The organism is Streptomyces sp. 7R007, assembly GCF_054850255.1.
On record NZ_JBTWMV010000105.1, the window covers coordinates 1 to 10,949 of the forward strand.

The 10,949-nt window shown below is 68.2% G+C and carries 12 protein-coding genes and 4 pseudogenes; 5 read left to right on the top strand and 11 right to left on the bottom strand.

Features of this window, described 5'->3' with window-relative positions; translation table 11 throughout:
- Positions 1 to 49: 49 nt before the first annotated feature.
- Entirely contained in the window at positions 50 to 1,396 is a 1,347-nt protein-coding gene (locus ACYF6T_RS43750; protein ID WP_461703566.1) for an IS630 family transposase, read from the top strand.
- Here the strand turns inward: ACYF6T_RS43750 and ACYF6T_RS43755 are convergent.
- Positions 1,393 to 1,608 carry a hypothetical protein gene (locus ACYF6T_RS43755; RefSeq protein ID WP_461703567.1) on the bottom strand — a complete coding sequence of 72 codons (216 nt, stop codon included), beginning with the start codon at positions 1,606 to 1,608 and terminating at the stop codon, positions 1,393 to 1,395. The genes ACYF6T_RS43750 and ACYF6T_RS43755 overlap by 4 nt on opposite strands.
- A gap of 132 nt (positions 1,609 to 1,740) precedes the next feature.
- Positions 1,741 to 3,264 carry a monooxygenase gene (locus tag ACYF6T_RS43760; protein ID WP_461703568.1) on the bottom strand — a complete coding sequence of 508 codons (1,524 nt, stop codon included), beginning with the start codon at positions 3,262 to 3,264 and terminating at the stop codon, positions 1,741 to 1,743.
- A 65-nt stretch (positions 3,265 to 3,329) separates the two neighbouring features.
- Between ACYF6T_RS43760 and ACYF6T_RS43765 the strand changes: the two genes are divergently transcribed.
- Both ACYF6T_RS43765 and ACYF6T_RS43770 read left to right on the top strand, forming a co-directional pair.
- Positions 3,330 to 3,998: a TetR/AcrR family transcriptional regulator gene (locus ACYF6T_RS43765; protein ID WP_461703569.1), complete on the top strand. Its 669-nt coding sequence runs from the start codon at positions 3,330 to 3,332 to the stop codon at positions 3,996 to 3,998.
- A gap of 450 nt (positions 3,999 to 4,448) precedes the next feature.
- Positions 4,449 to 4,829 carry a hypothetical protein gene (locus tag ACYF6T_RS43770; RefSeq protein ID WP_461703577.1) on the top strand — a complete coding sequence of 127 codons (381 nt, stop codon included), beginning with the start codon at positions 4,449 to 4,451 and terminating at the stop codon, positions 4,827 to 4,829.
- 224 nt (positions 4,830 to 5,053) lie between these two features.
- On the opposite strand, the pseudogene ACYF6T_RS43775 reads toward ACYF6T_RS43770, so the two are convergent.
- The 6 genes and pseudogenes from ACYF6T_RS43775 to ACYF6T_RS43800 all read right to left on the bottom strand — a co-directional run.
- Positions 5,054 to 5,608: pseudogene (locus ACYF6T_RS43775) on the bottom strand (transposase); the annotation flags it as partial.
- Positions 5,589 to 6,311, bottom strand: a complete 723-nt coding sequence (locus tag ACYF6T_RS43780) for an IS3 family transposase (RefSeq protein ID WP_461703570.1) — start codon at positions 6,309 to 6,311, stop codon at positions 5,589 to 5,591. The pseudogene ACYF6T_RS43775 and the gene ACYF6T_RS43780, both read right to left, overlap by 20 nt.
- Positions 6,312 to 6,465: 154 nt before the next feature.
- A pseudogene (locus ACYF6T_RS43785) lies at positions 6,466 to 6,603 on the bottom strand (transposase); the annotation flags it as partial.
- 78 nt (positions 6,604 to 6,681) lie between these two features.
- The gene (locus ACYF6T_RS43790; RefSeq protein ID WP_461703571.1) at positions 6,682 to 6,894 is read right to left on the bottom strand and encodes a hypothetical protein; all 213 of its coding nucleotides are present in this window, start codon (positions 6,892 to 6,894) and stop codon (positions 6,682 to 6,684) included.
- 56 nt (positions 6,895 to 6,950) lie between these two features.
- Positions 6,951 to 7,568, bottom strand: a complete 618-nt coding sequence (locus ACYF6T_RS43795) for an IS3 family transposase (protein ID WP_461703572.1) — start codon at positions 7,566 to 7,568, stop codon at positions 6,951 to 6,953.
- A complete protein-coding gene (locus tag ACYF6T_RS43800) occupies positions 7,565 to 7,864 on the bottom strand; it encodes a transposase (RefSeq protein ID WP_461703573.1) in 300 nt (99 codons plus the stop codon). The genes ACYF6T_RS43795 and ACYF6T_RS43800 overlap by 4 nt, the downstream gene beginning before the upstream one ends.
- A gap of 820 nt (positions 7,865 to 8,684) precedes the next feature.
- On the opposite strand from ACYF6T_RS43800, the pseudogene ACYF6T_RS43805 reads away from it, so the two are divergent.
- A pseudogene (locus ACYF6T_RS43805) lies at positions 8,685 to 9,084 on the top strand (hypothetical protein).
- Here ACYF6T_RS43805 and ACYF6T_RS43810 read toward each other — a convergent pair.
- The 3 genes from ACYF6T_RS43810 to ACYF6T_RS43820 form a co-directional block, all read right to left on the bottom strand.
- Positions 9,006 to 9,395: a toxin Doc gene (locus ACYF6T_RS43810; RefSeq protein ID WP_461703574.1), complete on the bottom strand. Its 390-nt coding sequence runs from the start codon at positions 9,393 to 9,395 to the stop codon at positions 9,006 to 9,008. The pseudogene ACYF6T_RS43805 and the gene ACYF6T_RS43810 overlap by 79 nt on opposite strands.
- A 3-nt stretch (positions 9,396 to 9,398) precedes the next feature.
- A complete protein-coding gene (locus ACYF6T_RS43815; RefSeq protein WP_461703575.1) occupies positions 9,399 to 9,647 on the bottom strand; it encodes an antitoxin MazE7 in 249 nt (82 codons plus the stop codon).
- Between the two features lie 266 nt (positions 9,648 to 9,913).
- On the bottom strand, positions 9,914 to 10,627 hold the full coding sequence (locus ACYF6T_RS43820; protein WP_461703576.1) for a VOC family protein: 714 nt from the start codon (positions 10,625 to 10,627) through the stop codon (positions 9,914 to 9,916).
- Between the two features lie 121 nt (positions 10,628 to 10,748).
- Between ACYF6T_RS43820 and ACYF6T_RS43825 the strand changes: the two are divergent.
- Positions 10,749 to 10,949 (top strand): annotated as a pseudogene (locus ACYF6T_RS43825) (hypothetical protein); the annotation flags it as partial.

The window sequence follows — 10,949 nt, forward strand, 5'->3', positions numbered from 1 at the left end:
CTAGTGTGATGCGCCGGAAATCACGGGCTTAAGTATGTAGCCTGTTTTCATGTCTCGGGGTCCTCGTGCCGTCGAAGTGGTGCTGTCCGATGAGGAGCGCGCCGAGTTGCTGCGCTGGGCGGGCGGGGCAGTGGCGCCCCGTCTTGCCGAGCGGGCACGCATCGTCTTGGCATGCGCGGAGGGGAAGCCGAATACGCGTGTCGCGGCGGAGTTCAAGGTGACCGCGGACACGGTGAGGAAGTGGCGCTCGCGGTTCGTTGACCGGCGGATGGTCGGGCTTGCGGATGAGCCGCGGCCGGGCCGGCGCAAGTTGGAGCTGGTGCTCAGCGATGACGAATGGGCTCAGCTGACGCGTTGGGCGAGGCGGGCGAAGACCGCGCAGTTCCTGGCCTTGCGGGCGAAGATCGTGCTGCGGTGCGCGGAGGGTGCGACGAACAAGCAGGTGGCGGCCGAACTCGGGGTGCGTGAAAAGTCGGTGAGCCGCTGGCGGGCCCGGTTCGTCAGCCAGCGGCTGGACGGGCTGGTCGACGAGCCGCGGCCGGGGCGGCCGCCGTCTATCCTTCTCGACCAGGTCGAGGACGTCATCGCCGCGACGCTGGAATCCGCTCCGGGTCAGGACACGCACTGGTCGCGGGCTTCCATGGCGGCCCGGACCGGGCTGTCGAAGTCCACCATCGGCCGGATCTGGAAACGGTTCGATCTCAAGCCGCACCTGCAGGACGCCTTCAAGCTCTCCACCGACCCGCAGTTCGTCGCGAAGGTCGTCGACGTCGTCGGCCTGTACCACAACCCGCCCGAGAAGGCGGTGGTGTTATGCGTGGACGAGAAGTCCCAGATCCAGGCCCTGGACCACTCGCAGCCGGTACTTCCGATGATGCCGGGCATGCCCGAACGGCGCACCCACGAGTACCTGCGGCACGGCATCACCAGCCTGTTCGCCGCCTTCAACATCGCCGACGGGACCGTCATTGGCGAACTGCACCGCCGCCACCGGGCGATTGAGTTCAGGAAGTTCCTGGTCACGATAGACAAGGCGGTTCCCGCCGGACTCGACGTGCACCTGGTGTGCGACAACTACGCCACCCACAACACTCCCGAGATCAAGACCTGGCTCGGCAGACACCCTCGATTCCATGTCCACTTCACCCCGACCGGCTCGTCCTGGATCAACCAGGTCGAGCGGTGGTTCGGCCTGCTGACCGACAAGCTCATCCGCCGCGGCGTCCACACTTCGGTGAAGGCCCTGGAAGACGACATCAGGGCATGGATCAACTCGTGGAACGAGAACCCCAGGCCTTTCACCTGGACCAAGACCGCCGACGAGATCCTCAAATCCCTCGCCGACTACCTCACCAAGGTCACTCCACCAGCCACGGAAAACCAGCAAGAAACTTAAGCCCGTGATTTCCGGTGCAGGACACTCGCGGGTGCTTCCGGGACACCGGCCCGCAGCGGCCCGAAGATCGCGGGCAGCAGCTCCGGGGTGTAGTCGCCGACGTCGATGGTCTCGTCGACGATGTCGTCATGGGTGGCGCCGACCGCAGCGAGTACGGCGTCGAGGTTACGGGCAACCTGTGCCGCCTGGACCCCGTGGTCACCGAGTCTCACGGCCGTCCTCGCTCATCCCAGGCGACCTGCCCGGAGAGATGCACGAGCCGCCTTCCGTCGACGGTGACGACCTGGGTGATCTGGTCGGACGGGTTGTGCACGGACGGGGACTGACACGGGTCACCGACATGATCAGCTCCTTGAGGAGGGCGTACCCGCCCAGGCGGTCAGCGCCTGGACCCGCTCGTCGCGGCGCGTGGCGTGATCGGCGGTACGGGTGGCCCACGCGACGTGCCCGTCGGGGCGTACGAGCACTTCGGTGACCCCATCGAGGTCGACGTGCTCGTCGTACTTGTCGACGGATACGGCCGTGACCCGGGAGGCCCGGTCCGTGTCAACGGCCTCCCGCAGGGAGGGGTCCTTCGCCAGAGCGAGCAGAACGAAGCGGCCCCGGGTGAGGAGTTCGTACACCCGTGTCGCCGCCGAACCGGCGGCGGTCAATCCCACATCGGGCATACGCCGCCCCACCAGCGGGTCGGCGCCCGGGTCCGCCGGCGGGTAGTGGGTGCCGAGCGCGGAGACCTGATCGGCGAGCCGGCGGTTGACCTCCGCGATGCCCAGCAACTGGTCGAGGAGCGACCGCAGGGCCGCGGCCGGGCGCTGGTACCCGCAGATCAGCGTCAGCTCCGCCAACAACGTCTGGACCTCGGTGTTCTCGGTCACCGACCGACCGGCCGGCCGACGCTCCACGTCATAACTGTCCAGCAACCCGGGCGGGGCCCAGCCGTGCACCGCCGCAGCCAGTTTCCACCCCAGGTTCATGGCGTCCTGGAGCCCGGTGTTGAGCCCCTGGCCCGCCGCGGGGAAGTGGATGTGGGCGGCGTCGCCCGCCAGCAGGATCCGTCCCGAGCGGTAGCTCTCCGCGAGCCGCGTGGCATTACCGAAACGCGACAGCCAGTCGGGCTCGGCGACCCCGAAGTCGGAGCCGGTGATTCGGGTGAGCGACGTACGGAACTCCTCCAGGGTCACCGGCTCCCGGGACGGGACCCGCATCCGCTCCGGATCCAGGCAGACGAACCGGGTGAGCCCGCCCTCCAGCGGCGCGACGATCACGCCACGGGCCCGTGCCGCATCGAGGGCGGCGGGCTGCGTGTCGACGACCGCGAAGTCCCCGAGTATCCCCGTCAGGGTCTCGTCGGTGCCGGGGAAGCCGATCCCCGCGGTCCGCCGTACGAGGCTGCGCCCGCCGTCGCACCCGGCCGCGTAGCGGGCACGTACGGTCTCGGTGCCGCCGCCGGGGACGCAGGTCTCCACCTCGACCCCGTCGCCGTCCTGGCTCACGCCGAGGATCTCGTGTCCCCGGCTGATCTCCACCCCCAGCTCGTGCGCCCGCTCCTCAAGGATCGCCTCGGTGCGCGCCTGGGCCAGGAAGAGGGTGTAGCCGTGCCGGGAGTCGAGGGCACCGAAGTCGAGCTGGGTGGGCAACCCCGCGAAGTGCCAGCCCGGCACGGTCCGGCCGAGCGGGAGGAACCGGTCGAGCAGTCCCCGCTGGTCCATCAGTTCCACGCTGCGCGGGTGCAGGCTCAGCGCCCGCGAATGGCGCTGCGGTTCGGTGCGGCGCTCCAGGACCCGGGTCCGTACGCCCGCCAGGGCCAGCTCGCAGGCGAGCATCAGCCCGGTCGGGCCGGCGCCTACGACGATCACGTCGGTGTTCATCGGAGATGACCTCCTCGATTTAGTGAACGATGTTCACGTGAACGTTGTTCACTATAGTGGGGTCCATGAGCGCACCGTCAAGCCCGGCCAGGGGCCGGCCCGCCCGGCTCGACCAGGCCCGCACCGTCCGGACCGCCCTCGACCTGCTGAACGAGTCCGGGCTCGACGCGCTGACCATGCGCAGGCTCGCCGATGCGATGGGTGTCCAGGCCGGTGCGCTGTACCGCTACTTCGCGACCAAACAGGACCTGCTCACCGCCATGGCCGAGCACATGATCGGTGGCGTCGCCGAGGCCACCGGCCCGGCCGGGGACGGCGACTGGAGCGAGGCAGTGGCGCGCCTGGCCCGCGCACTGCGCACAGCCCTGCTCGCCCATCGCGACGGCGCCCGCGTCTACGCCGGTACGCACTCGACCGGCCCCAACACCCTGGGCTTCGCCGACGGCCTCATCGGAGTGCTGCGCGCGGCGGGCTTCAGCAACGGTGAGGCGGCGCGGGCGCTCTACGCAGTGTCCCACTTCACCGTCGGCCACACGCTGGAGGAACAGGCCGCCCTCCGACCGGAGGACGGCGGGCCCACCAACGCAGGGGCCCTGCACGAGGCGGTGGTGGAGGCAGGGACGTATCCGCACCTCGCTGCCACCCTGCCGGTGCTCACCAGTACGGACTTCACGGCACACTTCGAGTTCGGGCTGCGGCTGCTCCTGGACGGACTGCGTGCCGTGCGGCGGTGAGCCCGGTGGCGGTTCTCCCCGCCACCGTCTCCCTGCGCGGCGTGAGCGTCGGGGCCGGCAGATGCTCGTACAGGAGCAGATGCGGCACGTACGCGGTGACAGGCCGCTTGCATCGCGGACAGGCGGTCCGCTCGATCGAGGCCTACGGTCGCGGCAGCCCCGACCCGACCGAGAGCCTGCCGTGGAACTGCGTGGCCAGGAGGGCGAATTCACGACTGGTGTACTGGGTGGGTTCAATCAGTTGTTGCAAACACCGGATTGTCGGATCGCGCGTAGCTGCTCGGCGAAGACCTCAGCTGGGGTCTTCCAGCCGAGGACTTTGCGGGATCGGTTATACGGGGTCGCCGGACGCACGCCTTCGCAGGGCAACACGGTAAGGCGGCATCGCGTGTCTCGCTGCGGTGGCATGCGAAGCGGGCGAGCCCCCGGATCACACGAGCAGGGGGTACCGTGACGGTCAGCCGTCAAGACTTCGAAGAGGCCATAGCCGCCTACTGGGGCGTCAAAGACGCCCAGTTCGAAGTCTCCGTCTTCAAAGACACCGTCGGGGCCGGCACATCCGGAGCCATCCGCGGCGGTAAGCACTTCGACCCAGTCGCAGCCCTCCTGGGCAAATTCTTCCTCGACGCCGGATACCCGCCCGCCGACATCCGCATCAGCACAAAGCAGCATCTAGAACTCCCTGGCTACTACCGCCCGCACGAGGGATCCGAATGCTGTGGCCGCGCCGTCGGTGTAAACGCGGATGGGGTCAGTGCGGTAGGGGTAGTTGAGCGTCTTGACGGCGATCTTCAGTTCTTTGCGCGATACGCCCTTCAACCCGCGGGATAGTTCGAGAACGGCTTCGAGTTGGACTTTTGCTTCCTCCCCGAAGGTAATGCGCGGAGTCAAGGGGCCTCACTGGTATCGGTCACGTTCACGTCGGATGGAAGTCGACGCAGAACACGGGCGAGCGGGTGCATAGGGCCCGCTGTCTGCAGGACGTGGGACAGCGTTCTGGTCCTGCTGCGCTCGCGCTCGGGGCTGGTGACGTGTTCCTGGGGCTGCATCTTGCGGCCTTTCCACTCGACAGCGTCGGGTCCCGCCACGGCTGTGCCGTCAGCGAGCCGCACGGTGCCGTCCAAGCGCAGCGCTCTTGCACATACTCGCGCAGACGGTCGTTGGTGACGAGCTTTGCGACCTTGGGGCGCTTGGCCGCCTGCTGAGCCTTCCACTGGGCGACCGTCGCGCGGTACTCCTGCTCGCCGCTGCGCGTGGCGGCGTTGCGGCGCAGCTCACGAGAGATCGTCCCGGCATCACGCCCCAGGGCGCGGGCGATCTGGCGCACCCCGGTGTCCTTCGTGCGCAGGATCGCGATCTCCTCGCGCTCCTCGAACGACAAGTAGCGGGCTGCGGACTCCAGCCAGCGAGATCGGCGCCATGCCGCCAGCGTGACGAAACCACCGGGAACCCACCGGCCAGGACACGTCGACCGCCAAAGACGCCTCCACCGTCGTGACCCCCGTGGCAATCAGCCGCCAGAACTGGCGCTGCACCACCCGTGATGGGTCCGGCCGGCCCGGCGAGCGCATCGCTGGCCGAAGTGCTCGATCAGCACGCCACTGCCGACGAGCCTCCCTCAGAAACATCGCTGGTCTCCATACTCCAGTCCGCCGTGGCCACACCGTACACCTCCGAGATCAAGGTGTTGCGACGACCAGTTGAATCCGTCCTGAACCCGTGGTCGGTGTTCACGACCGCCCCGGCGAGGCTGCCGCGGGTGCGTTCGGCGGCGGCCAGGGCGTCGGTGAGGAGGTCGGTGCGCATATGGTCCGCGATCGCCCAGCCGGCCAGGCGGCGCGAGGCCAGGTCGATCACGGTGGCCAGATGCAGGAACTTCCCGCCGTGAAGCGGGAGATAGGTGATGTCGCCGACGTGCTTGGTGTTCGGCTCACTTGCCGTGAAGTCGCGGCGGACGAGGTCCGGGGCCTTCGCAGCGGTCGGGTCCGCGACAGGGGTGCGGTGCCTGTGCCGCAGCCGCACGCCTGCCAGGCCGATGCTGCGCATCACGCGCGCGATCCGTTTGTGGTTGACGCGTTCGCCCGCCTCTTGGAGTTCGGCGGTGATCCTGGGGACGCCGCAGGTGCCGTCCGACTCATGGTGCACGGCCCGTATCCGGGCGACGAGGCGGGCGTCGGCCGCCTGCCGGGCGTCCCGGTCCGCGGCCGTGCGACGCCAGTAGTAGAGGCTGGAGAGGGCGATGCCCAGGATGGTGCACAGCCGCTTCACGCCGTAGCGGCGCTGGTGGTCCGCCACGAACTGGAAGCGGTTCACCAGCGCGTCTCCCCGGCGAAGTACTTCGCCGCCTTGCGCAGGATCTCGCGTTCTTCCTCCAGCTCGCGGACTTTCTGGCGCTGAGCGGCGTTCTCCGCCTCGGTGTCGGAGGCTCGGTCGGCAGCTCCGCCCGGCGTCCCCGCGGCCGGCTCGCGCCGGCTGCCCGGACCCAGTTCCGCAAGGTCTCGGGGTTGTTTCCCAGGTCGGCTGCGATCTGCCGGATCGTCGCCTTGGGCCGTGACTGGTACAGCGCGACCGCGTCCGCCTTGAACTGCGGCGGATAGTTCGTCATGACCACGAGATGTCCGTTGTCCAGGATCAAGGGTCAAGGCCCGGGTGAAGCTTCCCCGTGATCTTGGACACTTGTCGGTTATGCCGCGAGGGCGTGTTGATGCCGCTGCCTGGTCTCGGCTGGGGTGAGGTAGCCGAAGGTCTTGTGCTTGCGCAGGCGGCGGCGATTGTAGAAGGTCTCGATGAAAGTGAAGACCTCGGCGCGGGCGGCGGCCCGGTCGGGCCAGATGCGGGTGCCGATCTCTTCCTTGACAGGGCCCAGAAACTCTCCGCGGCCGCGTTGTCGAAGCATGATCCGGTGCGTCCGCAGCTGTTCCGCAGTCCCAACTCCCGTATTCGGTTCCTGAATTAAGTCGAGGTGTATTCGCTGCCGCGGTCACTGTGGATCACGCAGCCGGGTTCCAGGTTCCCTCGGCCGTAGGCCATGTCGAGGGCGTCCACGACGAGTTCTGCGCGGTGGTGATCAGCCATGGCATAACCGACGACCTCGCGGGTGGCCAGGTCCAGCCAGCAGGCGAGGTAGAGCCAGCCCTCGGCAGTGGGCAGGTAGGTGATGTCGCCGACCAGCTTGATCCCGGGCCGCTCGGCGTGGAAGTCGCGGCCGATCAGGTCAGGGGCCGGCTTCGCCTTCTTGTCGGGCCGGGTCAACGAGCGGCGCTTGCGCCGGGTGACGCCTCGGATGTCGCGCTCGCGCATCACGCGGGCGATGCGCTTGCGGTTCACCCGCCGCCCCAGACGCCGCAGTTCGGCGTGGATGCGCGGGACACCGTAGGTGCGGCGGGAGGCGACGTGCAGCATCGTGATCTCGTGTGCGAGCGCGTCGTCGGCGGCCTGCCGGGCATGGCGGGCGGCCTCTCCCTCGCGCCACGCGTAGTAGGAGGAGCGGGCGACGTGCAGCGCCCGGCACAACAGAACGATCGGGTAGTTCGCCTTCTCCGCATGGATGAACCGGCACAACTCGCTCACCGGTCGTTCTCCTTCACGAAGAAGGCGGTCGCTCTTTTCAGGATCTCGATCGTCTGCTGCTGTTCGCGGTTCTCCCGCCGCAGCCGCTTGAGCTCCTCGCGCTCGGCCCTACTCAATTCGCCGGGAGTGCCCTCGCCCTGCTCCACCTTCGCCTTGCGGTACCAGCCGCGCAGAGACTCGGAGCTGATGCCGAGTTCCCGGGCGACCGCCGTGACCGTCTTGCCCGAGGAGTCGACGAGCGCGATCGCGTCCCGCTTGAACTCATCGGTGTACCGCTTCGTGTACTTGCTTCCCACCTGGTGCTACTTCCTCTGGAACCTCAAGGTCCCAGTCTCCAGGTGTCCATGATCAAGGGGAAGGTTCACCCTCCTCAGCAGCACCCTCTGCCAGCCGGCACCCTCCGAGCACCACCACAGCCGATCAACCAGCCGATTAGCCCCTGCCTTGGACCACCACCGCAACGGCCACACCCGATCAGCCCGCCCAGGCCGGCCCCGCACCCGCCGCCCGGCCCCGGCCCCGGCCCCGGCCCCGGCCCCGGCCCGACACCACACCCCCCGGCCCGACGCCACCACCCCGCAGCACCCTCCACCACACGCAACCCCACCCGGCCGAGCAGAACCTCACCCTGCCCGACCGCTACTACCTCGCCTGGATCGACTACCAAAACCACCACGGCACCGAACCCACCGCACAACAACTCTCCGCCCACCTCGCCGCACACAACCTCCTCGGCCGCGACCACCAGCCCCTCAGCCCCGCCCACCTCCGACGACACTTCCTGCGCTGGCGGATCTACACCCTGTGGGCCCACCACCGCGAACACACCCACACCCCCTCCCCCACCGACATCGCCCACGACTGCGCCCGCCACCACATCACGGCCCAATACAACAAACCCCTCACCCCCCACGACATCACCAACATGACCCCCGACTTCGAACGACGCTGGCACACCCTCCACACGGCCCCTTGACCGAGACGTATCCAGACGCCTGGTTCTGCATCGGCTGGAAGTGAATCACCCACGAGGCTGTCGGCGTGCTGCGCATCATGGAGGCAGAACTCCAACGGCCAGGAGCTGTCAAACGTGTTCGATACTGGATGCAGCGATGCATGGATGCGACGACTACTGCTCCACGCGCCGAGGTGCTGCGGGACCGTTACCGCAGTCGGCTGCCCGAGCGCCTGCAGGAGCTGGTCGGCCCCGTCGCGGGCACCGTCGACCTGCCGCTGCACATCGTCTGGTCCGGGCGGACGAGCTACTGCCTGGACCGCCCGAAGTCCCGCATGACGAGCTACCGGACCGTCCTGGCCGAGGGCCTGCGCGAGGACCTGGCGGCCTTCCTGCACCACCGGCTGCTGGCCCGAGCAGTGGCCCGTCCTGCGCCGCCTGGTCACTGCGCAGGCCAGCCTCCGGCACCAGAAGCGCAGACGTCAGGGCCGGGCCTGGCGCCAGGAACGCAGCCTTTCTGCGATGCCGTACGAGTCCAGCCGTAGCTCTCGAATGTCGTAGATCAGTTCCCGCCAGAGCTCGAACTTGGTGTCCACGCGTTCTCCGGAGGCCTCAAGGTAGGCCACGGCGATCCCGTATCCGTACACCTCATTGCGGGCCGGGAGGGGGCGGAGCAGGACACACTCCTCCAGCATGACCGCGGCCCGCCAGAAGGCGTCCGGATGGTGCTGATCGTGCCGGGGTGGGTCGACCCGGTGGCGCTGCGCCAGACCGACGAGCACCGAGAAGTCGTTGACGGTGAGGTCGTCCCGGAGAATGTCCTCCTGACGCTCCAGGAACCACCGGTAGTCGACGTAGACGACGGCAGGCACAGGTCAGGCCGCCCGCGAGGAGTTGTCGGCGACGGCCGGCAGCCCGCCGAACTCGGCATCGAAGGCCTCCATAACGCCGGGTTCGCTGATCGCGCGGCGGAAAGCGGCGGTCGCCGTCTGCAGGGCTCGCTCTTGCTCCTTCTCACCCGCCAGCTTGGCAAGGTAGGCCTTCACAGACAGGCCCTCGGCAGCGGCAAGGCCCTGCAGTGCGTCCCGGGTACTGGTGTCGACCTTGACGGTGGTTTCAGCCATGCCCGTAGTATCCCGCACGGTATACGCGCCGCGCTACCTATGGGCTTACTGGGATCTAGCGTCCCCCACGGGGACAGGTGACTTCTCGCCGAAGCGGCCGTCTTCGCCGGCGTTCCCCTCACGGACCCTGCTGCTTGATTCGTGCTGGATGTGGCTCTTCCTCCTCACGGGACGCGTTGAGCTGACCGTTTGGTGACGGGGACGTCTCCGACTCTCAGCTGTGCTCCCCGCAGCAACCCCCTACAGCGGCTCCCTTGGTTCCGTCTTCACCGGCGCGTGAGCACGCGGAACTCGTTGCCGTCGGGGTCGGCCAGCAGCACCGCGCCGTCCCCGCCATGGGCAGAGTCGAGGCGCTTCGCCCCAAGGGAGAGCAGGCGCTCGACCTCTGCTTGGTGATCGTCGTCCGCGACGAGCTCCAAGTGCAGGTCCTTACCGGGGTCCGGCATGAGCGGCGGACCGCCCCACGTGATCTTCGTACCGCCGTTCGGTGACTGGATGGCGGTTTCCTCGTCCTGGTCCCAGACCAGCGGCCAGCCCAGCGCCTCGCTCCAGAAGTAGCCCACGGCCTGCGAACCATCGCAGGCGAGCGCGCCGATGACGCCGCAGCCGGCGAGGAACCTGTTGCCCGGCTCCAGGACACAGAATTCGTTGCCTTCGGGGTCGGCGAGCACCACATGGGACACGTCCGGCCCCTGGCCGACGTCGGCGTGCCGCGCGCCGAGGTCGAGCTCCCTGGCCACGGTCTCCTGCTGGTTCTCCAGAGAGGAGCTGGTCAAATCGAAGTGCAGCCGGTTCTGGGCGACCTTGTGCGCCTGGCAGGAACGGAAGCCGAGGCGGTAGCCGGCGTCATTCCCGGACAACAGGGCGACGCCGTCGTAAGAATCGTCGGCTCTGTCCAAGCCCAGGAGGCCGGACCAGAAACGCGCCAGGCGCTCGGGCTGGTGAGCGTCGAAGTAGATTGCGAAGAGTCGGCTGCTCATTGCGCCACCACGCATCCTCGGTCCGTTGAGTGCCAACTGTCGGCAGGCGCCATGCCGGTGCCTCGAACGAGGATCCTATGGGCAGGCCGCCCCCAGTTGCAGCCGAGTAATCTGTGGCCCCGGCGTACAGCCCGTGATCGCCCGCCGTGGCACCGAGCACGGCTCCTGCCTGGGCACCAAGCGGTGGGTGGTCGAGCAGGCAATGAGCCTCACCGCTGCACTGGTTCGGCCGCCTGCGCATCCGCTGGGAGATCCGAGACAACATCCACGAAACTGATCTGCTGGCGCCGCCTACGGACCGCATTCCGTTAGGGCCTCTTAG